This window comes from Sulfurospirillum sp. 1612 (assembly GCF_036556685.1).
Lineage (GTDB): Bacteria > Campylobacterota > Campylobacteria > Campylobacterales > Sulfurospirillaceae > JAADIZ01.
The window spans coordinates 1,387,021-1,413,540 of record NZ_CP140614.1; the positions used below are offsets into that span (position 1 = coordinate 1,387,021).

The window sequence follows — 26,520 nt, forward strand, 5'->3', positions numbered from 1 at the left end:
TTCCCTAATTAAATTGACTTTCTCGCTCTTTTGGAGGGAGAAATGACAATAATTTTCCTTCTAATGTTCTTGGATTATCACCCGATTGTATCGCCATAATCCCTTCTATAATCAATGTTTTGACCAGAATTTCATCACTATCTCGCACTTGTAGGATATTGGCGATTGGAGCACCGATGATATTTCCAATCATCGCACCATAAAGTGTCGTAATCAACGCCACCGCCATCGAAGGTCCGATTGCTGATGGGTCTGACATATTTAAAAGCATGGCAACCAATCCTATCAGCGTCCCAATCATCCCCATGGCTCCTGAGAATCCACCCATTTGCGCAAATATCTGAGCATTAGCTTTGTGACGTTCGCTGGATTGTTCCATATCCACTTCCAAGAGTTCACGGATGGTATCAGGTTCATTACCATCAACGGCCATAGAAAGCCCTTTTTTCAAAAATTCATTCTCTTCGTTGTTGGCATCATTTTCCAATGACAAAATACCATCACGTCGTGCTTTTGTGGAGTATTCTATCATTTTTTTAATCAATTCAGGCGTATCAATTTGTGGAGGTTTCACCGCAATCATAAAATACTTGGCGAGATTTTTCATCTGTTCCATCTTGAAGCCCACCAAAAGGACACCTGTCGTACCGCCAAAAACAATCAAAAGAGACGGTATATCAATATAAGGACCAAGACCTACACCCATAGCCATAGCGCCCAAAAGCAACGATAACGTCAGAACCAAACCGACAATTGTTCCCAAGTCCATAAATTATAACCTTTCGTTTAATTTGCATATTTTAAATTTATTTGTGTTAAAAGATGATTAAATCTTTTTTTATCGCTATCTTTAGCCCATTTAAAACAAATTTCTGTTAGAATATCGGACATTTAAATTTATTTTTTAGGAGCATGATTTCATGAATATCTCTATTGCCATTATGGCCGCTGGTTTTGGAACCAGGATGAAATCAAAAACACCCAAAGTTTTACATAAAATCAGTGGATTTGAAATATTATACTATATTATTAAAGAAGCTCAAAAAGTCTCTGATGATATCACGGTCATTTTGTATCATGAGGCCAATCAAATACAGCAAAAGATGGATGAATATTTTACCAATATCAACTACATCATTCAAAACCATGATCAATTTCCAGGAACGGGTGGTGCGATTATGGATGTACATCCAAAATATGAAAAACTCTTGGTACTCAACGGCGATATGCCCCTTTTGGAGGCCAAGGATATGCTCTTGTTTGCACAAGAGGAAGCCCCAGTCATTATGAGCAGTTTTTGCGCTAAAGATGCGAGTGGTTATGGTCGTGTGATTAAAGACAACACAAATCTTGTCGAAAAAATTGTCGAAGAAAAAGATGCCAACGAACAAGAGAAGAAAATCAAAGACGTTAATGCCGGTGTCTATCTGTTTGATAGTGACTTTTTGCAAACAAATCTGCCAAAACTCACCAACGATAACCAACAAAACGAGTATTACATCACCGATCTCATCAAAATCGCCAACGACCAACTTATCCCAGTCAAGGCCATTGATGTTGATGAAGAGACCTTTATGGGAGTCAATTCTAAATATCACCTTGCTTTAGCAGAAACTTGTATGCAAGCACGCATTAAGAAGAGATTTATGGAAGCTGGTGTTATCATGAGATTGCCAGAGACGATTTATATCGAAGCAGAAGTACAAATTTCAGGAGAGAGTGTGATTGAAAATGGGGTGAGTTTACTGGGTCACAGTAACATTATCGATTCGATTGTCAAGACCAATAGTGTCGTAGAAGATTCCACACTTGAGGACTCAGACATCGGCCCGATGGCACGAATACGACCGGGCTCTTATCTCTTTAAAACCCATATCGGCAACTTTGTTGAAGTCAAAAAATCAACACTCAAAGGAGTCAAAGCCGGACATCTTAGCTATTTGGGTGATAGTAGCATTGATGAGGGCACGAATATTGGATGTGGCACGATTACGTGCAATTACGATGGCAAGAGCAAATTTAAAACTATCATCGGAAAGAACGTTTTTATCGGAAGTGACACACAACTGGTCGCACCCGTAACCATAGAAGATGATGTCATGATAGCCGCAGGAACAACGGTGACCAAAAATGTCAAGCAGGGAAGCCTCGCGATTAATCGACATCCTCTAAAAATCATCGACAACTTTTTTTATAAATTTTTTGGCAAAAAATAATGGAAAATATACTCAAAAACAAGAACATTCTCGTCGGTGTTACCGGTAGTGTCGCGGTTTATAAAACTCTTGAATTGATTCGATTGTTTATCAAATCAGGTGCCAAAGTGAGGGTTTTGATGAGTGAAGAGTCCAAGCGATTTATCACACCACTCATGTTTGAGGCCATCTCCCAAAACCAAGTCATGCATACTGAGACGGAAAGTTGGGCCAATGATAACAATCACATCCATATAGGCAAATGGTCTGATATTTTTGTAGTAGCGCCAATGTCTGCCAATAGCATCAATAAAATTGCCCATGGGATTTCTGATAATCTTTTGGTTCAAACCCTACTGGCTTATGAGAAGCAAATCTTTATAGCACCGGCTGCTAATACCCATATGATTTTGCACCCTAGCACACAAGAATCACTCAAAAAACTCAAAAGTTATGGCTATAAAATCATCGAGCCACAAGATAAATTACTCGCGTGCAATGATAAAGGCATCGGTGCGATGGCTGAGCCACAAGAGATTTATTGGAGGATTTGTGCCCATCTTCTCAAAGATGATTTTTGGAAGGGCAAAGAAGTTCTCATTACAGGAGGCGGCACCAAAGAGAAAATCGACCAAGTCAGATATATTAGCAATTTTTCCAGTGGCAAAATGGCAAAAGCCCTCGCTACTTGGGCTTATCTACTCGGAGCTCATGTCACATATATTGGTACCGATGAGACGAGTGATCTTCCTCATGAAATCACAACATACCACGCCCCAAGTTCACAAGAACTTCAAAAAGCTATCCAAAAGAATCTCAAAAATGGTAGCTTTCTTTTTATGGTCGCAGCCGTCAGCGATTATGTGTGTGAGCATGTTCATGAGGGAAAATTGAAAAAAGAGACATTAGGAGAAAAAACCACCCTCTCTCTTGTCAAAAATATCGATATTTTACAGAGTCTAGACAAAAAAAATATTACGACTATTGGATTCAAAGCGGAACTTGATGCCTCCAATGCACTCAAAAATGCCCAAAGAATGCTCAAAGAAAAACATCTTGATGCCGTTTGTCTCAACGTATTAGGCACCCATAATAATTTTGGAAGCGAAAAAAATGCCATCACATTAATCACAAAATCACAAGAGACACAAATAGCATTTAATACAAAATCACACGTAGCATTTGAAATTTTTAGAGAGCTCAAAACTATATGATTCGCCAAATCAAACGTGTTGCCAAGATTTCCCAACAATCTTCTTACTCCAAAATCACGTTTAATACTAATCTACCGCTTTCTATCACTGTTTTGGAAAAACTCTACCAAAACCAATACAAATTGCAGGTAGGCAAACAGGAATTAAAAGCAAGAAGCAATCGGACACTCAGTGTCAATAAACAGTATTGGGGTATTTTAGAAGAGAATAAAGAAGCGATTTTAAATCTCTCTCATCTGGTTCAAAAACCAGAGATTTATAACTCAAATTCTGCATTTTTAGATATCGAATTTGACTTATTTGCACAACTCTTAGAAGAGGACCCGACTCCCATACAAACGCTCAAAAAACAGATGGTAGAAAAAATGCTCGATGCTACAACATCAAAAGAAGAATTTTTAACACTCACCTATATGTTACTTGCACAAAACCAAGGAATTTTTCATTTTCCTATTTTTTTGGAAGGGAAAAAAATACTGTTGCAATTTGAAAAACAAGACCTTCATACGACGGTATTTTATCTCGCATTTGAAAATTTAGGACCTATTCGTGGTATCATACGTGAGAATGGTAAAATACTCGATATTTCATTTGAGGTAATGTTTGATAAAAGTTATCAATTGTTACAAAAAGAACTAAAACAAAACGATTTACACATCACAGTGACACGCACAGATATGATGGTGCCACTCTTTAATCCTAGTGACGTTTTGTTAGATGTAAAAGGTTAATCATGAATACTCTAAAACACTTGGCTATTATCATGGATGGCAATGGCAGATGGGCGAAAGAACGAGGCAAAATTCGTTCTTTTGGACACGTAGCAGGAGCTAAAAAACTCGTAGAAATCACCAAACATGCTTCACGAATAGGCATAGAGTATTTGACCTTATACTCCTTTAGTACCGAAAATTGGAAACGAGAAAAAGTTGAAGTAGATTTTCTCATGAAGTTGATTGAAAAATTTTTAAAGCAAGAGCTCAAAAATCTTATGGATAACAATATTAGATTCAAAGTCATTGGCGATATGAGCAAAACATCAAAAAGCCTACAAAAACGTGTCAATCTCACTATAGAAAAAACAAAAAACAATACCGGCTTGACTCAAATTTTGGCCATCAACTATGGAGCGAGAGATGAGATTGTACGCGCCATCAACAGCATCAAAAAAGAAAAAATCACAGAAGAAGATATTCAAAATGCCCTCGATACGCATACCCTCCCCGATGTTGATCTCATGATTCGAACCGGTGGAGAACAACGCCTGTCAAACTTTTTATTATGGCAAAGTGCTTATGCAGAATTAATCTTCACAGATACATACTGGCCAGCTTTTTCAACACAAGAACTCGACATCATGATAGAAAAATATCAAAAAATACAGCGAAGATTTGGAGGCATTTAGATGGAGATTGTATTATTCACCCTGCTTGGTTTGGCTATTGGGTCATTTTTAAATGTTGTCATTCTTAGAGTTCCTGAGAATCAAAGCATTTCATTTCCATCGTCACACTGCCCCAAATGTAAAACAAAGCTAAAATTCTATCACAATATCCCCGTCATTTCGTGGATTGCACTTAGAGGTAAATGTGCATTTTGTCATGAGAAGATTTCTTTTCAATATCCTTTGGTAGAATTAATAACCGCGATGATTTTCATCATCGCCTATCTCAAATATGAAAATATCACACAGGGATTGATTTTGGGCTTATTGTTTGCCCTCTTATTAGCACTGAGTGTCATCGATTTACGGTACAAAGCGGTGCCAGATATCTTGAGCTTTCCTGCTTTGTTTGTTGCTTTTTTTGCTAGAAGTATTCCTGAGAGTTTTTATGATGCACTGCTTTTTGCAGGAGGATTTTCATTGCTGCGTATGATAATATCATGGATAATTAAAAAAGAGGCTATGGGTGAAGCTGATATTATTATCGCCGGTGTTATTGGCGGTGTTTTAGGAGTTCAATTAGGATTAGGGGCGATTTATATTGCGGCGGTGATAGCTTTGCCAGCTTTTCTTTTGGTCGGTAAAAAAGGATTTCAACTCCCTTTTATCCCCTTTTTAACGTTAGGATTATATATCACATGGGTTTTTGATACCCAAATTGCAGCATTGATGGGAAAAATTTATGGCTAGAGTCAATCATTATCTATTGAAAAATTTCATGGAGGTATTTAGTACCCTCTTTTTTATACTTTTTTTTGTTGCATCTATCATCTTTTTTATCAACATCGCCAATGTCACGTCTGTCATCAAAATGAACTTTATCGAACTTTTTACGATGTATGTCTATCTTATACCCAAGTTACTCATCTATACGATTCCCATCACGTTTTTTGTAGCGCTGTGCCTGACATTATTTAATCTATCAAAAGAAAATGAACTGATTATTTTATTTAGTTTGGGATATTCTCCCAAGCGAATGTCACGATTTTTTACTACCTTGGCGTTCCTGTTTTCACTGCTTTTGGTTGTGAATATTGTGGTTTTGGTCCCGCTGTCTAATCAACTTAACAATAACTTCCTCGAATACAAAAAAGCAAAAGCAAAATTTAATATTCAAGAGAGTAAATTCGGTCAAAAATTTTCTGATTGGCTTGTCTATATCAGTAAAGCAAAAAAGAATCAATCCTATGAAGATATCGCACTCTACAAAGTCGGTACGAACACTGAGGCGACACGATTAATTTTGTCACAACAAGCCTCTATCAAAAACGAAGAGGGCTCATTGAGGCTCATATTAAATGATGGTAAAGCATTTGAATTTCATAAAGATAAAATACAACAAATTAATTTTAAAAAAATGCATATGAATTCAACACCCAATGAAGATATTGGCTACATGCAGACTATCTATACCTATTGGACGCTCGCCTTTAAGGATAAAAAACGTGCTTATGATTTTGCCTTTTTTATGCTTATTGCACTATTTCCACTTAGTACCGTATGGCTTGCCATGGGCATCTCTGTAGTCGTTTCAAGATATGCTAGTGCTAAAATATATTGGTATCAATTTTTGTCAATACTCATCTATTTTTCTTTGGCTGTCATCGTTGCCAAGATTAACCCTTTTGGAGCTATTTTTGCGATTTTCTTGGTCTCATTGATAGCCTCTTATGCAATCTATAAAAGAAATGTTCTCTCAAGGTTCTAAAAATGCAAAGGATAAAGCTTACACTCTGCTATGATGGCGCAAAATTCTTTGGTTCACAAACTCAAAATAACAATAAAATGCCGACCATTATGGGTAGCTTACAAGATGCTTTTTCACTACTAGGTATCACCAGTCATTTGCAAGCAAGTGGTAGAACCGATCGAAACGTCCATGCCCTGCATCAAGTGTGTCATATTGATATTCCACTCTATTTTAAGGATTTGATGAAATTAAAAAAATCACTGAACAAACTCGTAAAGCCTTATATTTACATTGAAAAGATTGAACATGTCTCAGCTGATTTTCATGCAAGATTTAGCGCAAAAATGCGCCTTTATCGCTATATCATTTCTCATAATCAATACAATCCCACACAAGCAGATTATGTTTTATTTCTTCCAAAGCTTGATGCTTCAAGCATGCATCATAATGCTCAATATTTTGTAGGAACTCATGATTTTGGATATTTCAAAAAAAAAGGAACCCCCACCAAGACAGATATTCGCACTATCTATAAAGCAGGGGCTTATGCCTATCGTAATCATACGATTATTTACTTTTTGGGAAGTAGTTTTTTGAGAACACAAGTACGATTTATGTGTGATTTTCTACTCAAAATAGAACAACAAAGTGCCACTCAAGAAGATTTGCGCAAACAAATCAATCAAGACGCACGCATCAACATGACACCCGCCCCGGCACAGGGGCTCTATCTGTGCAGGATTTTTTATTAAAAACTAGAAAAAAGTGTGTGCCTTTGACTCTGATAAATCAACTTATACTGTTGAAATGGTTTTTGATGTTGAAGTAGCTCACCCTTTTGTCCTATGACAAAATATTTCTCTTTTGGGTGCGAGATAGCTATCTTCTTGAGGGCATCTAATGTCGTAATATGGATGTTTTTATTCATATAATAAATCTCTGAAAATTCTTTATGATTTAAAAAATAGACCGGCTCACCATTTTTGGCAAGATTTTTATATTTTTGAATCAAAAACTTTTCTGTTTTTAACTTTGGTGCCACATTCATCACATAAAATGTTCCCAGAAATCCCAGCACCGGAATCAAAAGAGCCCCTGCTAAAAATAATTTTAATGCACCTTTAGTGCGCGAGATATCGATACTACGATAATACAGGGCAAACAAAATACCAAGAGCCGGAAAACCATACAAGACATAGGTTTCTGTAATATTAGCCGACATCGTGAAAAATAACATCGGAAATAGCATCCAAATCAGATAAAAAGAGAGTGTTTCAGATCGGAGAGCCTGAAGCATTAGGCTTCGTTTTTCACCGTTAAAAAGATTTTTTAAGACCAAAATAATCCCAGCTAATCCCCAAGGCAATGAACAATACAGCCACATGAACCAAATCGTTCCAAGCGGTTTGAAATGAGCATGACCATATTTGTCACCCTTCCATCCCGAATCAAGAAAACGATCAAAATGCTCCCCAATGATAAAATAATCTAAAAATCCCGGTGTTTTATTTTCAGCAATCACATACCAAGGCACGGCGATAATCAGCATGATAATCGTCCCGCTAATCCAAGGAAAGAGTGATAGCGTTCGGATGCGTTTTTTAAATGAAAACAAAATCCAAATAAAAAGTGTCCCGCCCACTAGTACGATAGCAAGAGGGCCCTTGGCCAATAATCCAATACCCAAGCCAATAAAAAAGAGATAATTCCAATACTTCTTATGTCCTTTTAGTACCATGATAAAAGAGGCATAAGAGAGCGTTGTCGCAAAGGTAAGATAAGGGTCTAGTAATACGACACCGGAGAGTGCATAGACTAAAAGTGAGCTAAAATAGATAATAATAGCCCAAAGTGCAGTGATTTTGTCTTGAAGCACGACAAGCATCTTGTAAATAATCCACGCGGTTGCTAGTGTCACGAGCAATGAGGGAATTCGTGGCACAATATCGTGGATTCCAAAAAGATCATAAGAGAGTGCTTGAAACCAAAATGAGAGTGGCGGCTTGCCCCAATAAGGAATCCCATAATCAAAATAAGGGGTAATCCAATCATTGGTCTTTGACATAATGAGCGCAATATTGGCATATCGTGCTTCTGTGGTATCGGTGAGTGGTAATACTACCATCAACAAAATACGAGAGGAGACAATACTCCAAAACAGAATAACTAAATTTCGAATATATCTATCATTGGTTTTTTGCATTGATTATCTTTTTTTAAATTTTTTGGAATTGATTGTATAAAAACTTATACAATATTTTATAAACAAACAAACGTATTATGCGACGAAAACATTCGTAATCTTACCGTACAATGTTTCATTGTTATAAATTGAAAATTCATTCTTCATGATACTTTTTTTGTTGGCATCAAATAAGAACATATCAGCATCATATCCGACTTTTATCTTACCTTTTTTCTCAAAATTAAGCACTTTTGCAGGATTTTCTGAGCACATACGAATCAAATCACACATCGGCAATCCCTCTTGTTTGACGAGGTAAGTATACGCCAGTGAAAAGAACTCTTCAATCGAACCCATACCAAAATCAGCATCACAAAATGCAACGTCTTTGTATAGGACAGATTTGGGCGCATGAGAAGAGGTCAAGATATCAATCGTCCCTTTTTTAGCCTCTTTTACAAGTCGTACACGTTCTTCTTCTTCTCGCAATGGTGGTAAAATCTTGGCATACGTATTAAATCCATCACAACTGGTATCATTTTTGATGAGATGATGGATGGAGACTTCACTATACATTTGAGTTGCGTACTTTTTGACATTTTGAACAATCTCAAGTGAGCGCTGGGTGGAGAGTGTTTGAAATACAATAGGAGCATGCTGTTCGATAGAGAGTTCCGCGATTTTAGCCACTTCGACCGTTTCTGAGGATTTTGAAATCCCCGATAAGCCAAGTTTGGACGAGATGGCACCTTCATTCATGATACCAACATCATCAAGGTCAGGTTCATAACAGAAACAAAACAACGGTTTTTCTTTCATATGGGCGTATTGCATCCCGCGTTTGATAATATTGGAATTCAAACTAGAGAGGCCATATATCGCTGTGGCGCCATTATTTAAAAGTGTCGCAATATTATTCAGTTTATCATTTTTTTCGTTGGTTAAAGGGGCCGTGACTTTTAGATTGATGATAGTATTATCAAAAGTTGAATTCAAAAAATCCAGCAACGTAGAACTATCCAATCGAGGCGTAAAATCAGACATAATCACCGCGGTTGTCACGCCACCTTTTCTGGCACTATTGACCAACTTTTCCAAATTAGATTTACTCAAGATATTGTTTGCTAATCTGACATTTAAATCAATTAAACCCGGCAAAAGATACGCACCTTTTACATCGAGGATATCCCAACCATCTGTTTCTTGGATATAATCTTGAATCTTTAAGATGGTTCTATCATCACTCAAGATATCTTTTTTGACAAAACCATCATCTTCTATAATCATCGCATTTTTTATTAATCGCATTGTTTACTCCAATAAATCTCTCAAACTTAAATTTGGGTTTTTGCCCTGTATAATTTTTTGTACCTCACTGGCGATTGGCGTATAAATATCGTGTTTCACACTCAGTTGCATGATAGCCTCTGTTGTGAAAACACCCTCAGCCACCTCGCCTATTTCATTGAGGATATCCTCCATTTTTTTCTCATGAGCCAATCCTAAGCCAACTCTATAATTTCTAGAGAGTTCACTCGAAGCGGTCAAGAATAAATCCCCTGCTCCACTGAGCCCTAAGAATGTCGCATCTTTGGCACCAAAAAATCGTCCAAATCGAGCCATCTCGACTAAACCTCGTGAGATCAAACTCGCTCTTGCATTATTACCCAGTTGCAACCCCGAACAAATACCACTGGCGATGGCAATCACGTTTTTGTAAGCACCACATACTTCAGCACCGATAATATCATCGCTAATATAGGTCTTCATGAAATTTGGGAAAAAATCAGCAAAGGTTTTAGCAAGCGCTGCATTACTTGAATTAATCACAACCGCAGTCGGTAAAGATTGCATAACTTCAGAAGCAAATGATGGACCTGATAAAAATGCAAGATTTTCTGTGGGAACAAATTCTGTAAAAATTTCATTCAAAAATTCCCCACTATTTTGTTCAATTCCTTTGGCCACTACCAAAATCTTCTGTCCTTGAAATGTGAAGTTTTCTCGCAACCAACCTCGCACGACTTGAGTAGGAATCGCAATGATAAGATAATCACTCTCAAGCGCTTCTTCCAACGTGACAAAATCCTTCATCTCTCTTTTTCGTCTTGATGCTATCTGACATGAGGATTTTTGCGACAATGCAAAATGCAATGCACTTCCCCATTTCCCCGCACCTATTACTGCTATACTCATACTGCACCTATCTTTATTCTAAATTTTTTTATGTTTTCTTTACTACCGAGCAATAACAACACATCATCATGATGAATCTTGTGTGTAGCCTTTTGGGAATGAAAGATAAACGCTCCTTTTAAAGAGTGGTCTAATATACCCAAAAAAATCAGATTTGATTCTTCAAAAATTTTGAGGTCCTTAAAAGAGGCTCCATCAAAAATAGAACCTTTTAATACCTCAAATTCACTCATTGCTAACTTATTTTTAAGCAAAGAAAATCGGTTTAAAACCTTGGATATTTTGGGTTTATCGATAATTCTGAAAGCTTTCATAGCCCCCACACTATGTGGACTAATCGTACGATTAGCACCGGCTAAAAGCATCTTCTTGCTATCTTGTTCTTTTTTTATTAGTGTCAATATCTTGAGATTTTTATCAAGATTACGGGCTGAGAGTGTCACAAACAAATTCATACTATCATTATCGCTAGTACAAAATAAAATCGCTACATCCTTGCCAATACCTATCATCTCTAGTGATTGATCATCGCTGACATTACTGTGCCAGGCATCATACCCCGCTTTTTTGGCCTCATGAACCAAAAGCGCATCATCATCGATAATCTGAAACTCGTATTCATCCTCTTGTAACAGTTTTGCAATCTCTCGTCCTGTCTTGGTATATCCAAAAATGACTGCTTTTTTCATGCCAACTGCCTTGTGATTTCAGTGCGGATTTTATTAATATGAGTCTCATCTCCCATCACAATCAAAATATCTTTGACTCCCAATCGATAGTCCTCTTTTGAGGGATTAAATATAAAGTTGTGTAAATCACCCTCTTTTAAGACTGCTATTGGAATAATATCTAAATCTTGCATACCTAAATCTGAAATACTTTTGCCCACAAAGTGACTCCCCTCTAAGATATCAATTTCATCCAGAGTCATCCCCTCTTTTCTCAGTAAAATATTGTCGATGGTATCAAATTTAACACAATTACCAATATACTCCACCCCCACCTCGGCCACGGTCTCATAAGGGAAGATGACATGATCTGCCTTGGCTATCTTGAATTTTTTTATGTTTTCATAGCTATTGGAGCGCACAATCACTTCTATTGCATTTCGCTCTGCCTTGATAGTCAACAAAATGGAGAGATTCAGCGCATCATTTTCTGTTGAAATAACGACTTTTTCGACATCATTGTTGAAGATAATAGTATCGATGGTATCATAATTTGACGCATCGGCTTGCATGTACAAATAGCCTAAATTTTTTGCTTCTTGAATCTTCTCTTTATCATGATCTACGACGATGAATTCTTTTTGGGTACGCTTTAATTCTTCTGCTAATACTTGCCCCATCCTTCCAAATCCAATCACCACAATCAAATCAGATAATTTTTGTGCCTTTGCTAAAAACTTGTTTTCTCGCACGATTTCTATCTTTTCAGAGAGTGCATTGGTCACGATTGAAGTCGCTAATACGAGTATTAAAAATCCCCCACTAATCAAAAACACTGTCACGATTTTTCCACTCAAGGTCACCGGTGTAATATCCCCATAGCCTACCGTAGATATCGTCGTCATAGCCCAATAGACAGCATCTAAATAAGAGTTTATATTGGGATTATTCCCTACTCCTTCAAATACATAAATAATGGTAGAGGAGACCAATACCGCAAAAAGACCCATTAAAAATAAAAACTTAAATTCAAAATTTTTATCATGCAAAATACTAAAAAATGCATTGAAACTTTTGGTGTATCGGAACATTTTCAACAAGCGAAAAATCAAAAAAACACGTAAAATTCGCAGAGGCCTAAACATCGGCAATATCGCCAGTAAATCGATGATGGACATCGGAGAGATGATGTATTGAACTTTTTTTTGAATTATCATTTTCAAGATAGCCAAAACAGAGGGATTTCGGTTGTAATCAAGCATCTTTTTATGATAAAGAATCACCATCTTTCGCAAATCAGAACTAATCCAAAATCTACCAAGCCATTCAAAGATAAAAACGCTAATCGCGACATTTTCAACGACCTCAAAGTGGTATGGTATGTGGTGTCCAATATCATAAATCAGCATCCCCACAGTAGAAAAAACCAAGATGATAATCAAAGCATCAAAATAGGGTTTGATTCGTGATCTTGGATTTTCTAATACATCATAAACAAATCTTTTGGCATTTTCATAACTTGAACTCGAATTTAAAAAATATGCAAAAGTTATAAAAAGCCTTGCGAGCATTTAGCTACCTAGTTTTTGGGCAAGTAATGCATTGACTTTCGCAGGATTTGCAGTACCTTTGCTCGCTTTCATCACCTGCCCGACAAAAAATCCGAACAGTTTAGCTTTACCACTTTTGTATTGTTCCACTTTATCTTCATTTGCTGCTAATATCGTATCAATTAACTCTAAAATAGCACCATCATCACTGACTTGTTTGAGGCCCAGTTTATCAATCGCATCATCAACACTTACCTCTTCATCTTCTAAAATAAAGTCCAACACTTCTTTGGCTGCTTTACCACTAATCGTAGCATCTTGGATTCTCTTTACGAGAGTCGCGAGCTTTGGAGCATCTACAGGGCAGTTTTGCAAACTCATGCCATTATTTAAACGACCTTGTAACTCAACACTGAGCCACGTTACACTTGTTTTAGCATCAGCACCCAAAGAGAGCATTGTCTCAAAATATTTCGCCATTTCCACACTGCTTGTAATCACTTGTGCGTCGTACGGTTTGATACCAAAATCATTGACCAAGCGCAACTTCTTTGCATCAGGTAATTCAGGGATTTTGCGGCACTCTTCTAGCATCTCATCGGGAATGATCACCGGCAGAAGGTCAGGATCTGGGAAGTAGCGATATTCGGCACTATCTTCTTTACCACGCATACTTCGGGTCTCGTCTTTATCGATATCATACAGCCGTGTCTCTTGAACCACTTCTTGTTCATAAATACCATCTTCCCACGCACTCACTTGGCGCTCGATTTCATAGTGAATCGCTTTTTGTATGAATTTAAAAGAGTTAAGATTTTTAATTTCTGCTCGTGTATAAAGTTTTTCTTCGCCTTTTGGTCGGATAGAGATATTAACATCACAACGGAAACTTCCCTCTTGCATATTGGCATCACTAATATCAAGATATCTCACGATGGAGTGAAGTTTTTTGAGATATTTGATGGCTTCATCAGCACTTCTCATATCTGGTTCACTGACGATTTCTAAAAGTGGGGTACCGGCACGATTTAAATCCACATGACTCGTAGCACCCATGTGGTTGTTTTTGCCCGCATCTTCTTCAAGATGGGCACGCGTCACACCGATGCGCTTGGTTGTACCATCATCCATATCAATCAAAATTTCACCGCCTTCGACGATTGGAATCTCAAATTGACTGATTTGATACCCTTTTGGAAGATCCGGATAAAAATAATTTTTTCTGTTAAATATGGATTTTTGATGCACCGTAGCATTGATAGCCGTACCAAATGCAATGGCTTTTTTCACCGCTTCTTTATTCAGTACGGGGAGTGCTCCAGGGAGTGCCAGACAAACAGGGCACACATGAGTATTGGGTTCGTCTCCAAAACTGGTTGGACAATTACAAAAGATTTTCGTTTTTGTATTTAATTGCGTATGTACTTCTAAACCGATAATAACTTCAAACATCTATAAAACCTTTAATTTTTATAGACTTATTTTAACATTAATTTCTTTTAAATTCTCTAAACTTTGGTATTGCTCTCTTGGAGTTCGACTAATTTTTCCAATAATTTCGTCTGTTTTTTTACTTCTCGGAGTTTGTCAAATTGGATTTGTATCAATTCAAAAAGAACAACAAAAAAGAAACCAACCAATGAGCCAAGAAAAGCACCAAAGATTGCGATTAAAAGACCAAGATGATAGAAGTTTGTAAAAAGTGTGAAAGCGCCTACTACGACAAGGGCCCAAGCGGCACCTTGTAGTAGGCTCAGTAGTTTTTCAAAAAATGATTGTCGTTGCATCAATTCTGGCGTTATATTAGTGGTCTTCACTAATCAAAACAGCACCCGCAAGATAGACATAGGTCAAAATCATGAAGATAAACGTCTGCAATATGGCAGAGAACACCAACAAGGCATAAGCAGGAAGTGGTGCAATCCATGGTGCTAACATCAAGATAACAGCCAAAAATAAATCATCACCTTTGATATTTCCAAATAATCGAAATGAAAGTGAGATGATTCGTGATAAATGTGAGACGATTTCGATTGGGAACATTAAAGGGGCTAAAATTTTCAAAGGTCCCATAAAATGGCCAAAATAATGGATAAATCCATTAACCCTTAAGCCTTCAAAATTATAATATACAAATACAATAAGTGCCAAGGCAATCGTCATATTTAAGTTACCAGATGGTGACTCAAATCCTGGGATTATACCCATAACATTGGCGAAGAATATCATCAAACCCAGTGTTCCGACCAATGGAAGATATTTTCTTGAAAGGTCTTCTCCTATGACATCTTTACCCATGGATAGTATGCCTTCTAGATAAGCTTCCATGACATTTTGGGCGCCTCTTGGAACTAATTGCAACGAACTCGTAGCAAGCTTAGCAATCACCAAGACTATAACCGCAACGAGAAGCATGTGAGATACAAAAAGATAACTGTATCCATGATCTACAAGGCCTAAGAATGTAAATGGTTCATTCATTACGCGACTTCCTTTTAAATATTTTTACAGATTTTATCCAAAATTGATTTAATAATTGATTAACTAGAGTAAATTTTCTTGACCCAGACGATACAATGCAAAATCAAACCGTACCGGATCACGTGGATCGAGTGCTTTCAAAGCATTTGTCAATTCAAGTACGGCTTTAAAATCATACGTCTTTCTCTGGATTAAGCCTAGCTTTTTTCCGACATTAAACGTATGCGTATCCAAAGGAATCAAGAGGTCTTTTGTATCCACATGCGACCACAATCCAAGATCTAACGCATCCTTTCGCACCATCCATCTTAAAAACATATGCCATCTTTTATAAGGGGCTGATGGGGTTTTCTTGGGTATTTTTCCAATCAAAAATTCATAACCGCGTGAACGGTAAGGATTAGTAGAATAAAGGGCATCAATGAGCATAAAAATACCATCCATCACATCATGCTTTTGCTTGTATCCTTGCATAAAAATTGATTCAAGCGATGTACTTTGCTTGAGTTTTTGCAAGGTCAAAAAAATTTCTTGCGTATCCTGAGTCGTTTGAAAACGATAATAATGATGTGTTATAGTCGTTTGGATGGCTTGTGCATCATGATCTAACAATGAGAAATCCAACGTCTTGAGAAATTTCACAATCATCATGGCATTTCCATAAGAGTACATTGCACAAATTAACGCGATATATTCATCCCTATAAGGAGCAGCAACCAATAGAGGATCTGGTTTTTGATCGTGAATCTCTTTCTTATTGTCGCGTTTTGCGGCTTCTGAGAGCAGTAGGTCAAAAACACTTTTTTTAGACACTTAATATCTCTTTTTCATTGGTTTTACTTTGCAGAAAATCGGAGATATTAATCAATGAAAATGTCACCAAGAAAATCATAAAACCCGGAAAAAAGCTAAGCCACCACGCGATATCAATCACCTCTTTACCTTCACTGATAATGGTTCCCCAGCTGATTTGCGGTGGATTGATACCAATACCCAAAAAGCTCAGTCCACTTTCTGCCAAAATCGAGCCACTCACTCCAAAGGTAAAACTAATCAAAAAGATAGGGGCAATCAAAGGCAAATAGTATTTTATAATAATTTTAAGTGGATGTACCTTTGCTATCTTCAATATCTTAATAAAAGGCATATGAGAAATCGCAAAACTTTCACTACGTATCATCCGTGCCATCCCCATCCAACCGGTCACAGAGATGACAATGATGAGTACCAAAATAGAAGCATTGACATAACTCACCAGCGCCAAAAGGAGAAAAAACGTAGGAAAAGTCAAGAAAAGATCTATCATGATCACGATGCCTTTGTCCACGGTGCCTTTAAAATATCCCGCACTAATTCCTATCATGACGCCAACAAAACTAGCAATCAAGGCACTAAAAACACCAATACTAAGAGAGACCCTACCCCCTTGCATCAAACGAGCGAGCAAATCTCTACCGAGCCTATCGGTACCGCACCAATGCTCCCATGATGGACTGAGTAAAATCGCATGATAATCAAAATCATACGGCGATACTCGATAAAAATAAGGCAATATAAATGAAAAGACAAATACAAAAACAATCGTAAAAGTACTCAGAAGTGGTATGCGTTTCAATGGAGTCCTAGCAATTATGTTTTGATACCCAATAGGGTTGTCAACATTTGATCAATCGTCGTAATCACTTTCGCATTGGCGCCATAAGCAGCTTGAAATTTAATCAAATTGGTCAATTCCTGATCAGTACTAACCCCACTGATGGATTGAAATTCTGTCTGTACCGTCTGAAACAGTGCATTAGAAGTATCCACATTATTGCCTGCTTGTTCACCATCACTTGCAATCTCCGTGGTAATGGCTCCATAATAACCAGAGAGTTGTTCTTGTGTGATTGTATTATTTGAACCATAAAAGTTAACATTATCATATTGTAATTGCACCATGGCATTGGCCACATCATTATTACCATCAATTGGGGCTTTATACCCTTGTACTGAGGCGGGATTCTCTTCATAAACATCATTCACTTTGATATCTTTGGCATTGGTACCGCTAAAGAATTGATTGATTCCTATGGTTCCGGGGAAATTTGTCCCATTGTCTTCGATTGATATTTTATAAGCCCCAGAGACATTGCTACTGGTTGGGGTGAGAGAAAAGGTAGAGCCATTATATTGTGCTGTAAATTTACTGTTGATATCATTGGTATTATTGTTATCATGATTGTTATCTGTTGGAGCATTGATTTGTTTGACAATACTATCACTGATGCTATTATCATCCATCGTCGTTGTGCCATCGATGGTGATGGTTTTCCTACCTACTTCTGTACCGGCATTATCATACATCACCACATCAAAAGATCCGGTGTTGATATGTTTATCGGTGTTGACCAGTATCGTATTGGCATCTAAATTCTCTTGCGCAGGAGTGGTCATACTTGTGCTCGCACTTTGTGCATAGATAGTATTGGTTTGTGTTATCAGTGTATTGGCAAAGCTATCTAGTTTATCAATATAATCTTGCAACACACCATCACTCGGGAATCCGCCTTGTGAAGTCGTGTCAAAAGTTCGTCCTCTAATATCGAGAATCGCGCCCAATTTCCCACCTGAAATCTTATCCGTAAGGTTCGCTTTTGTTCCATCTTGGGAGACACTATAAACAGAGTAATAATTACTTTGATTACTCACATTTTCAGCTACCAATGGACGAAAAGTCGGGCCATCAACGAAAGAATTGCCCGCAATATTGATATTATAATCATTGCCTTGGTCTGTCGCATTGCTATCAATAATATTTTGCGTTGAGACATTGCCTTTAAACACTGCAATATCCAAAAGTTTTGATAGATTAAGCTCAAGATTGTCTCTTTGGTCTCTTAAATCATTAGCATTATTGCCACTCACGCTCTCCGCGGTTGCAATGCTTTTGTTCAAATCAGCAATCTGTTGCCCTAATGTATTGATTTCATTAATATTTGCTTTTACCTGATCATTCAAAGAGTCTTGTAATGTTCGTAATTGATCGCGTGTGTTAGAAATATTGGCAGAAAGTGTCACGGCACTTTGAACCAGCGAAACTTTTTGAGAAGCATCACTCGCATTTGTCGTCACATCATTCCACGCATTAAAATAATTGCTTAAATCTTGTGAAATACCCGAGCCTTGCAAATCCGGAAAATAGCCCGCTATCTCTTCGAGTGTTTGTTGGGAATATTGATTGTAAGAGAGTTGGTTGGAAGAATCTTTGAGCCTTTGATACACAAATTCATCATGAATTCTCTCAATAGAGGTGACTGTGACTCCCGTGCCAACACTTCCTGGTGAAACACTCAAAGGCGTGGAGGCAGATGTGACAATTCTCTGTCTGGTATAGTAATCATTATTGGCATTGGAGATATTTTGTCCCGTTACCGAAGTGGCAAGTTCTGAGGCACTAAGTCCGGAATATCCTGTATTTAGTGTACTAAAAAGACTCATTATGCTCTCACTTTCAACAAGGTTGCCGGCGTACGATTGGCTTTTTTGTAACCTTCGAGTTCGCGCGGAAAGATTTTATCTAACAATGTATTATAAAATTCACTCACTATCACAACAAATTTAGCATACTGTTTATTGACACTCTTTAGCTCTGTCAATTTGATTTTCATTTCATTAAGTAGCGTTTTTTGTTCTTCATTTAAGATTGATTCTAAATCCATACCTTTGTTGTTTGAAACCATTTTAATGAGTTCATTATCTAACAAAGATTTTTTATTTTCAAACGCTTTTACTAAATCATTTTTGATTTTTGTTCTCTCAAAAACAAGCTCATGATTGGCTTCTTTGATATCTTCGATATCTTTTTTTGTCAAGTCAATCAAATGATCAATATCATCTAGAGAACTTTTAAGATAGTGTAGCAACATATAAATCCTTTTACAAGGCTAAATAAGTTCCTCAAAGACAGATTGTGCAGTTTTTTGAATATCCACGTGATACGTACCGTTTTTAATCTGCTCTTTTATAGAGTCGACTTTATTTAACACTTTGTTTTCTTTTACTTGGGCTGTGCCCTTTTTCTCTTGAGAATTTTGTGTATTCTGCAAGATCGCCGTATTGGTGGCGTTTATATTTGAAATCATCTTGAACCCCTTTAGTATCTAAAGATACATACTATTCTTCTTTAATACTATATCGTCACATCATGATAAAACTTAACCTTTTTGTTTGAGAAAATTAAATAGGATTTGACTCAATCCAAATTTTCCTCCCATGGATTCACTAATAGCATCATTATACATCGAATGATAAATACCATCTCCAGCACTTTTTCCAAAGAGTGGATTGTCATTTTTCATCGACACATCCAAAACTTTTTTGATAAAAAAAGCTTCAAATTTATCCGTTTGCTCTTTGAGTTTCACATCATTTTCCTTGGATAAATCAGATGCAATGTTCACTTTACCGATGTAAGATTTGGCAATACTATTATCAATTGTGTTTGTCATTATATAATCTCCAATTTCGCATTGATGGCACCGGCTCGTTTGATATTTTCGATAATCGATATAATATCCTTCGGTGTCGCTCCTAGCTTGTGCAAAGCTCTGGTGATGTTAGCAATCGTGATATCCTTTTCTTTCATGTTGAGTTCATTTTGATTGACTGCGATTTTAACACCATCCCCTAGATTCACTTGTTCTTTACCTTTTGGCATCACTTTTCTTGGCTCAATTTTGATGGTAATATCACCGTGTGTGATGATAATAGGTGACACATGGATACCAATGCCACTGACGACGGTGCCTGTGCGTTCATCGATGACAATTTTCTCCTCTTTTTCATATTTCACATTCACATTTTCCATCTTGGCTAGAAATGCTACCATAGAAAGATTATCTGGTTTTTTTAATCGAATAGTACGAGGATCTATCGCTGTTGCGACGTTTTGTTCAAAATAAGTGTTTAATGTTTTTTCTATTGTTATGGCGGTATTAAAGTCTGAATGTTTCAAACTCAAATCAGCAAATTTTTTATCATACAAATCATACGCGACATCGCGTTCAACAATCGCACCATTAAAAATCGTGCCGTTGGTAGCATGATTGACCTGTCCTTTGCTCCTTTTTGGATTCATTCCCCCAATCGTAATGGAGCCTTGTGCTAACGCATAAATCTTCCCATCGACCCCTTTTAAAGCGGTGAGTAAAAGCGTCCCACCTTGAAGCGATTTGGCATCTCCAATTGAAGAGATGACAACGTCCATCTTGTCCCCTTGTCTCGCAAAGGCACCCAATTTTGTCGTTACAATAACCGCCGCAACATTTTTGGATTTGATATCAGAGGAAGAAATTTTGACATTCACCGTCTGCAAAAGATTGGCCAATGAACGCAGTGTGAATTTAGATGACGTGCCATCGCCCGTTCCATTGAGCCCGACAACTAAGCCGTATCCGATGAGTTGGTTTTCTCTCACACCAATGATATTAGCAATATTTTTAATCTTCTCCGCTTGCAAAAAAGAGAGGTTTGATAATATAAGACACAATAGTATGAAGCGCTTCATTGTCATCCTTTGGTTTAATTACCAAAGATAAAGCAATTTATGTTCCAAAAAACTCAAGAGAGCAAAGGTTGTAAATCAAAGGAAAATTTAGAGCCCTTCGCTGGTGTACTTTCAATTTTGAGTTTGCATCGATGAATTTTCAAAATATATTCAACAATATACAATCCTACGCCGATGGAATTATCCCATTTTAGCGATTCAACACGATAAAATCTTTTGGTGATATTTTGTACATCTTGAGGCTCAATCCCAATGCCTGAATCAATCACTTCCAACGTGTTATTTTCGGTTCGCACCACGACATCGCCTTCAGAATATTTGAGCGCATTTTCGATCAAATTCGTCAAAACATTTTCAATCATCACGCGATCTGCTTGAATTTTAATCTCGTCTACGGCGACGATAATAGTCCGATCTTTGTATTTTTGAATCAGCATATCCTTGACATCTTGGACAATCACAGCGAGATTAAACTCTGTTAATTCTGGTGTTATCGTGTCATTTTCAAATTTGATTGCCATAGACAATCGATTAATCATCATGGATATTTTATGGGCATTATTGATGACTTTATCCAAAAATTTATCGCGAATACCCAGACTCAAATTATGGTCATCTTTGACACTTTGAGCATAGCCAATCACAGCAGCTATTGGATTTTTAAATTCATGACTAATCGCAGAGATGATATCGCTCTGTTTTTTACTCAAGGCTTTGAGATTTTTGGCATATTTTGTTTTTTGTTTTTCCCGTTTTTCTAATTTTTTGGATACTTTAGTAATCTGTTTGGCTATGGTATTAAATTCACTACAACACTTACTCTCATCAAATTCAAGTTCATATTTTTTATTTAGCATATTTTCCAAACTCTTCATAATCGCCACCAGGTCTTTTTTGATTTTGCGATTAATCCGCACAGAAATCCAAATTGAAAAAAGCATCGAGAGTGAAAAAAGTCCAATAGCACCAAACCAGAATTTGAGAAATTTACTTTTGATATTGTTGAGGGGAAATGCCATACGAATAAAATAGTCTTGATATTTTTTGGCCACATAGAGCATATTGGTATCAATACTCTCAGAATAGCGCACACTCTCGCCAAACTCCTGCTTGAGTGCTTGTTGGATTTCAGGTCGGTGGAGGTGATTTTCCATCCCTTTGATGTTGCGATCACTCTCATCAAGCACATCACCTTTTAAATCAACAATCGTCACCCTCACCGAGGTTTTTGAGCGAATCGCCACCAAGCGTTTTTGTGAATCTTTAATATCATGAGTGGATACAATAAACTGATTAATCATGTTTTGAAGCATCATTTTATGGTTGCTAATCTCTATCTTTTCTAGCAAGAAATACCCCACCAAAGAGACCACAAAAATCGTCCCAAAAAAGAGTAGAAAATAGTTACGAAAATAGAGCTGATTTAACCTCAACAAAATTTGTACCCTACCCCTCTAATCGCGTTAATATAACCCTTTTTGTTCTCTTTATCGATTCGATTTTTTAAACGGTTCACAGTCACATTGACGGTTTTATCTTGTTTTAGATACGTATCACGCCACACATCTTCTAATAATCTGTTACGATCTAGCACAATGTTTTTATTATTGATAAAGTAGAGTAAAAGATCAAACTCCAATTTGCTCAAAGCTACCAATTCTTCGGCTACAAATACTTCTCTTTTATCAATATCAAGTACAATATCTTTGTAAGCCAGCTTGCCACTTTCAACATAGGATTTTGTTCTTCTTAAAATCGCTTTGATGCGCAAAATCAGCTCATTAATATTGTAAGGCTTTGTGACATAATCATCTCCCCCTCGCAAAAATCCCTCTTCAATCTCTTTATCACTATCTTTGGCGCTTACAAAAATTGCAGGAATTTTATAGCCATTTTTTCGTAAGTATTTGACAAATTCACTCCCCTCCACGCCAGGAAGATTGCGATCGACAATCATCAAATCAGCCGATTCTTCTAACAAAAAATCTTCCACTTTTTTGGTAGATAAAAAACCGACAACACGAAAGCCTGCTTTTGATAGATGATACTCTAAAAGCTCTAGCAAATCCTCTTCATCTTCAATAATAATAATTTGTGCACTCATTATAGTTTTATCTTTCCGCCCTTAATCGCAAAATAGGATAATTTGACGATATTTAAGCTTCTATCAGAAATCCTCTCAAACTTTCGCATACTCTTCAAAAAGGCAAAAAATGCTTCTGCTTTTTCAGGCTCTAAATAGACTTTTTGAATCACCGATTGTTCTAAAACAGAGAGGATATCATCACATTTGCTCTCTTCCACATTAACATTGCGATACAAGCCCTCTAGCTCCTCTTCAGAATCTGCCACGATAGATGCCACTGCCGCCTGCAATGATTTTGCAGCACTTTGCATATAAGCTTGGGTATCTTCTTTGATATCTTCGATAAAAAACTCTGCAATAATTTGCACTTTGGTATTTTTAGCACACGCTCGAATATAATCAGAAATCCGTGTTAGTTCACTGGCAATCTTCAAGTGTGCAATCACCACTCTCAAATCACGTGCTTCTGGAGAAAAAAGTGCCAATGTTTTGATAATTTCATTGTCAATTTTACTATTTCTATCATGAGCGTTTTTGAGTATATTACGTGCTTCATCTGCTTTGATTTCATCGCCATCACGAAAACTCTCCAGCAACAAATCATAAGCTTGGATAACATCATGACCTAAATCAAGGACCCTCTTTTTAGATTTATCTAAAATTTCTTTATAATTCTCTAACATTATCCAAACCTTCCTGTCACGTAATCTTCTGTCAACTTTTCTTGAGGATTGAGAAAAATTTTATCGGTTTTATTATACTCAATTAACTTCCCAATGTACATAAAAGCCGTATAATCACTCAATCGACTGGCTTGTTGCATATTGTGCGTCACAATAACAATCGAAATATCTTTTTTTAACTCTGAGACCAACTCCTCAATCGCCCCGGTAGAGATAGGATCAAGCGCGCTCGTTGGCTCATCTAAGAGTAAGACTTCTGGCTTAAGTGCCACGGCTCTTGCGATACACAAGCGTTGTTGTTGTCCCCCACTCAAGCCCATGGCACTCTCTTTGAGTCTATCTTTGACTTCCTCCCAAATGGCTGAGCCTTTGAGTGCATTAGTAACTTTCTCTTCAAGTAGTGTTTTATCCTTTAATCCCGATAGTTTCAATCCATAAGCAACATTATCAAAGATACTCATCGGAAAAGGCGTTGGCTTTTGAAAAATCATCCCTACTCTTTGGCGCAGTTGAATAAAATCATTCTCTTTTTTGATATCCAAAATGTTTTCAAATGTATCATTCTCATTATTCAATAGATTAATGTCACCTTGGTATTCATGTCCAGGGTAGAGATCATGAATACGGTTAAGCGCTCTGAGAAGTGTTGATTTACCACAACCACTCGGTCCAATGAGTGCGGTTACTTTGTTCTTATGAATGGGCAGATTTATCGACATCAATGAGGCTTTTTCTGCACCTGCATAACGAAACGAAAAATCTTTGATATTCATAATCAATTCTTTTGCCATATTTATCCTTTTTCTCTTGTAAAAAATCTGCCGACAATATTAATAAACAACACAATCATCGTCAAAATAAATGATGCCGCCCATGCTAAATCTCTTGCTTTATCTGTCGGAAAATTTGCAAGATTATAGATACTCACACTTAAAGAAGGAAAGGCATTGCTAAGATCTGTTGTCCAAAAACTGTTGGTACCGGAAGTAAAAAGAAGGGGCGCGGTTTCACCGATAATTCTGGCAAATCCCAGCAAAATACCGGTCATCAAACCAACCTTTGCGGCTTTTAAAACAATATCTAAAATCACTTGATGTTTTCCACCACCGAGTGCAATGCCAGCTTCTCTGAGCTCTTTTGGCACTAATGAGAGCATATTATCAGTCGTACTCACCACGATGGGAATCAACATAATAGTCAAAGCAATCGCACCAGCCCAACCGTTGATACTGCCAAAAGGGACGACCACAATCACAAAAACAAAAGAACCAATAATAATAGAAGGCGCACTCATCATGATATCGCTTAAATCTCTAATGATATTAGCATACCTTCCCTGTCCATACTCACGCAAATAAATCCCTGCCATCAATCCCAAAGGTACGCCAATCACGGTCGCAATTGTCGCCATTAAAAATTGTCCAAAGATGAGATTTTTCAATCCACCATCCACAAGGTCATGCAGAAACAATGAAAAATGAAGCGAATTCACCCCTTTTAAAAATAAGGTGATGAGAATCCATGCTAAAAAGGCTAACCCCGTAATCGCTGATAAAATCGAAAGCAATAAAGCGATTTTATTAATCATCAAGCGTTTCATCTGTGTCTCCTTAAAAAATAAAATTTAGCAATACCGATAATGATGAAACTAAACACAAACAAAATAAATGCAAGATAAAAAAGCGCACTCATCATATCCCCACTCGCTTCACCAAAGTTGTTAGCTAAAACAACCGGAATCGATATGGTAGGACTTGTTAGTGAATTTGGTACCTTAAAAACACTCCCTATCAAAAAGGCTACTGCCATCGTCTCACCCAAGGCACGACCGAGAGAGAGAATAATTGAGCCAATGATGCCAACTTTTGCGTACGGAAAAATAATATCTTTGACCACTTCAAATTTGGTAGCACCCAAAGAGTACGCTGACTCTTTTAAGACACTAGGCGTCGTATTCATCGCATCTCTAGTGATTGCGGCCATAAAAGGAAGTATCATGATCCCCAGCACCAAACCCGCTGTCAAGATGGAGATTTGATAGCCACCAAATATTTTTTGTACAATAGGCGCAAAATAAAAAAGTCCCCACATTCCATAGATAATACTAGGAATGGCTGCAAGCAATTCAATCGCTAAGCCCACAGGTTTGATGAGAAATTTCGGTGCTATTTCAGATAAAAATATTGCTATACCCATAGCAATCGGCATCGCAAACGCCATCGCAATAAGCGTTGAGAGAATCGTTCCTACAATCGGAACAAAACCGCCATAGATGGTCTTTGTAATTGTAGGAGACATTTGATTTGTAGGGTCAATACTTTGATCTGAGATAGGTAAGATGGGAGTCTCTTCATCAGCAAAGAGATTAGAATCAGCATCACTATTATCTGGCGATGTTGCGATGGGTTGCATCACTGGTTTGCTAGATGTTACCTCAACCGTTTTTCCCCAACTACTATCAACCAAAAAATGCCAGCCATATGCTTGCATCGCAGGTTTTGCAGAGATAAACAACATCACAAAAATTGAGACTAAAAGTACCAAAATAAGGGTCGCGCTCAAAAACGAGACCCTTTTAAA

29 protein-coding genes are annotated in these 26,520 nt (G+C 37.3%); 7 read left to right on the forward strand and 22 right to left on the reverse strand.

Features of this window, described 5'->3' with window-relative positions:
* Positions 1-4: 4 nt before the first annotated feature.
* Positions 5-769: a motility protein A gene (locus tag SFB89_RS06915; protein WP_331773954.1), complete on the reverse strand. Its 765-nt coding sequence runs from the start codon at positions 767-769 to the stop codon at positions 5-7.
* 151 nt (positions 770-920) lie between these two features.
* On the opposite strand from SFB89_RS06915, the gene glmU reads away from it, so the two are divergent.
* From glmU to truA, 7 genes are read left to right on the forward strand one after another with little or no spacing between them, the layout of a single operon-like run.
* On the forward strand, positions 921-2,216 hold the full coding sequence (glmU, locus tag SFB89_RS06920; protein ID WP_331773955.1) for a bifunctional UDP-N-acetylglucosamine diphosphorylase/glucosamine-1-phosphate N-acetyltransferase GlmU: 1,296 nt from the start codon (positions 921-923) through the stop codon (positions 2,214-2,216).
* Entirely contained in the window at positions 2,216-3,409 is a 1,194-nt protein-coding gene (gene coaBC, locus SFB89_RS06925) for a bifunctional phosphopantothenoylcysteine decarboxylase/phosphopantothenate--cysteine ligase CoaBC (RefSeq protein WP_331773956.1), read from the forward strand. Before glmU ends, coaBC begins: the two co-directional genes overlap by 1 nt.
* The gene (locus tag SFB89_RS06930) at positions 3,406-4,140 is read left to right on the forward strand and encodes a hypothetical protein (protein WP_331773957.1); all 735 of its coding nucleotides are present in this window, start codon (positions 3,406-3,408) and stop codon (positions 4,138-4,140) included. Before coaBC ends, SFB89_RS06930 begins: the two co-directional genes overlap by 4 nt.
* Positions 4,141-4,142: 2 nt before the next feature.
* Positions 4,143-4,814, forward strand: a complete 672-nt coding sequence (gene uppS, locus SFB89_RS06935; protein WP_331773958.1) for a polyprenyl diphosphate synthase — start codon at positions 4,143-4,145, stop codon at positions 4,812-4,814.
* The gene (locus SFB89_RS06940; protein ID WP_331773959.1) at positions 4,815-5,543 is read left to right on the forward strand and encodes a prepilin peptidase; all 729 of its coding nucleotides are present in this window, start codon (positions 4,815-4,817) and stop codon (positions 5,541-5,543) included. It begins immediately after the preceding gene.
* Positions 5,536-6,561: an LptF/LptG family permease gene (locus tag SFB89_RS06945; protein ID WP_331773960.1), complete on the forward strand. Its 1,026-nt coding sequence runs from the start codon at positions 5,536-5,538 to the stop codon at positions 6,559-6,561. Before SFB89_RS06940 ends, SFB89_RS06945 begins: the two co-directional genes overlap by 8 nt.
* Positions 6,562-6,563: 2 nt before the next feature.
* Entirely contained in the window at positions 6,564-7,295 is a 732-nt protein-coding gene (truA, locus tag SFB89_RS06950; protein WP_331773961.1) for a tRNA pseudouridine(38-40) synthase TruA, read from the forward strand.
* On the opposite strand, the gene SFB89_RS06955 is transcribed toward truA, so the two are convergent.
* The 21 genes from SFB89_RS06955 to pstC form a co-directional block, all read right to left on the reverse strand.
* A complete protein-coding gene (locus tag SFB89_RS06955) occupies positions 7,292-8,746 on the reverse strand; it encodes an ArnT family glycosyltransferase (RefSeq protein ID WP_331773962.1) in 1,455 nt (484 codons plus the stop codon). The two genes, truA and SFB89_RS06955, sit on opposite strands and share 4 nt — an antisense overlap.
* A 75-nt stretch (positions 8,747-8,821) precedes the next feature.
* Entirely contained in the window at positions 8,822-10,036 is a 1,215-nt protein-coding gene (locus SFB89_RS06960) for an amidohydrolase family protein (RefSeq protein WP_331773963.1), read from the reverse strand.
* 3 nt (positions 10,037-10,039) lie between these two features.
* Positions 10,040-10,924, reverse strand: coding sequence for an NAD(P)H-dependent glycerol-3-phosphate dehydrogenase (locus tag SFB89_RS06965; protein ID WP_331773964.1), 885 nt, complete (start codon positions 10,922-10,924; stop codon positions 10,040-10,042).
* Complete coding sequence (locus tag SFB89_RS06970; protein ID WP_331773965.1) at positions 10,921-11,613, reverse strand: NAD-binding protein; 693 nt, start codon at positions 11,611-11,613, stop codon at positions 10,921-10,923. The genes SFB89_RS06965 and SFB89_RS06970 overlap by 4 nt, the downstream gene beginning before the upstream one ends.
* A complete protein-coding gene (locus tag SFB89_RS06975; RefSeq protein WP_331773966.1) occupies positions 11,610-13,163 on the reverse strand; it encodes an NAD-binding protein in 1,554 nt (517 codons plus the stop codon). The genes SFB89_RS06970 and SFB89_RS06975 overlap by 4 nt, the downstream gene beginning before the upstream one ends.
* Complete coding sequence (gene gatB, locus SFB89_RS06980; protein ID WP_331773967.1) at positions 13,164-14,594, reverse strand: Asp-tRNA(Asn)/Glu-tRNA(Gln) amidotransferase subunit GatB; 1,431 nt, start codon at positions 14,592-14,594, stop codon at positions 13,164-13,166.
* 56 nt (positions 14,595-14,650) lie between these two features.
* Positions 14,651-14,959, reverse strand: a complete 309-nt coding sequence (locus tag SFB89_RS06985) for a hypothetical protein (RefSeq protein WP_331773968.1) — start codon at positions 14,957-14,959, stop codon at positions 14,651-14,653.
* Positions 14,946-15,623: a F0F1 ATP synthase subunit A gene (locus tag SFB89_RS06990; RefSeq protein ID WP_331773969.1), complete on the reverse strand. Its 678-nt coding sequence runs from the start codon at positions 15,621-15,623 to the stop codon at positions 14,946-14,948. Before SFB89_RS06990 ends, SFB89_RS06985 begins: the two co-directional genes overlap by 14 nt.
* A gap of 63 nt (positions 15,624-15,686) precedes the next feature.
* Positions 15,687-16,436: a TIGR02757 family protein gene (locus tag SFB89_RS06995; protein ID WP_331773970.1), complete on the reverse strand. Its 750-nt coding sequence runs from the start codon at positions 16,434-16,436 to the stop codon at positions 15,687-15,689.
* On the reverse strand, positions 16,429-17,229 hold the full coding sequence (locus SFB89_RS07000) for an ABC transporter permease (RefSeq protein ID WP_331776066.1): 801 nt from the start codon (positions 17,227-17,229) through the stop codon (positions 16,429-16,431). Before SFB89_RS07000 ends, SFB89_RS06995 begins: the two co-directional genes overlap by 8 nt.
* A 23-nt stretch (positions 17,230-17,252) precedes the next feature.
* Positions 17,253-19,103 (reverse strand): flagellar hook-associated protein FlgK, encoded by a 1,851-nt coding sequence (gene flgK / locus SFB89_RS07005; protein ID WP_331773971.1) that lies wholly within the window; start codon positions 19,101-19,103, stop codon positions 17,253-17,255.
* Positions 19,103-19,531, reverse strand: coding sequence for a hypothetical protein (locus SFB89_RS07010; RefSeq protein ID WP_331773972.1), 429 nt, complete (start codon positions 19,529-19,531; stop codon positions 19,103-19,105). The genes flgK and SFB89_RS07010 overlap by 1 nt, the downstream gene beginning before the upstream one ends.
* A gap of 18 nt (positions 19,532-19,549) precedes the next feature.
* The gene (locus tag SFB89_RS07015; protein WP_331773973.1) at positions 19,550-19,747 is read right to left on the reverse strand and encodes a flagellar biosynthesis anti-sigma factor FlgM; all 198 of its coding nucleotides are present in this window, start codon (positions 19,745-19,747) and stop codon (positions 19,550-19,552) included.
* Between the two features lie 72 nt (positions 19,748-19,819).
* A complete protein-coding gene (locus SFB89_RS07020; protein ID WP_331773974.1) occupies positions 19,820-20,113 on the reverse strand; it encodes a rod-binding protein in 294 nt (97 codons plus the stop codon).
* The gene (locus SFB89_RS07025) at positions 20,113-21,171 is read right to left on the reverse strand and encodes a flagellar basal body P-ring protein FlgI (protein ID WP_331773975.1); all 1,059 of its coding nucleotides are present in this window, start codon (positions 21,169-21,171) and stop codon (positions 20,113-20,115) included. The genes SFB89_RS07020 and SFB89_RS07025 overlap by 1 nt, the downstream gene beginning before the upstream one ends.
* A gap of 53 nt (positions 21,172-21,224) precedes the next feature.
* Positions 21,225-22,607 (reverse strand): ATP-binding protein, encoded by a 1,383-nt coding sequence (locus SFB89_RS07030; protein WP_331773976.1) that lies wholly within the window; start codon positions 22,605-22,607, stop codon positions 21,225-21,227.
* A complete protein-coding gene (locus SFB89_RS07035) occupies positions 22,601-23,275 on the reverse strand; it encodes a response regulator transcription factor (protein WP_331773977.1) in 675 nt (224 codons plus the stop codon). The genes SFB89_RS07030 and SFB89_RS07035 overlap by 7 nt, the downstream gene beginning before the upstream one ends.
* Positions 23,275-23,940 carry a phosphate signaling complex PhoU family protein gene (locus SFB89_RS07040; RefSeq protein WP_331773978.1) on the reverse strand — a complete coding sequence of 222 codons (666 nt, stop codon included), beginning with the start codon at positions 23,938-23,940 and terminating at the stop codon, positions 23,275-23,277. The genes SFB89_RS07035 and SFB89_RS07040 overlap by 1 nt, the downstream gene beginning before the upstream one ends.
* Positions 23,940-24,731: a phosphate ABC transporter ATP-binding protein PstB gene (gene pstB / locus SFB89_RS07045; protein ID WP_331773979.1), complete on the reverse strand. Its 792-nt coding sequence runs from the start codon at positions 24,729-24,731 to the stop codon at positions 23,940-23,942. Before pstB ends, SFB89_RS07040 begins: the two co-directional genes overlap by 1 nt.
* 2 nt (positions 24,732-24,733) lie before the next feature.
* Positions 24,734-25,540 carry a phosphate ABC transporter permease PstA gene (pstA, locus tag SFB89_RS07050; RefSeq protein ID WP_331773980.1) on the reverse strand — a complete coding sequence of 269 codons (807 nt, stop codon included), beginning with the start codon at positions 25,538-25,540 and terminating at the stop codon, positions 24,734-24,736.
* On the reverse strand, positions 25,537-26,502 hold the full coding sequence (pstC, locus tag SFB89_RS07055) for a phosphate ABC transporter permease subunit PstC (protein ID WP_331773981.1): 966 nt from the start codon (positions 26,500-26,502) through the stop codon (positions 25,537-25,539). The genes pstA and pstC overlap by 4 nt, the downstream gene beginning before the upstream one ends.
* Between the last annotated feature and the right edge of the window lie 18 nt (positions 26,503-26,520).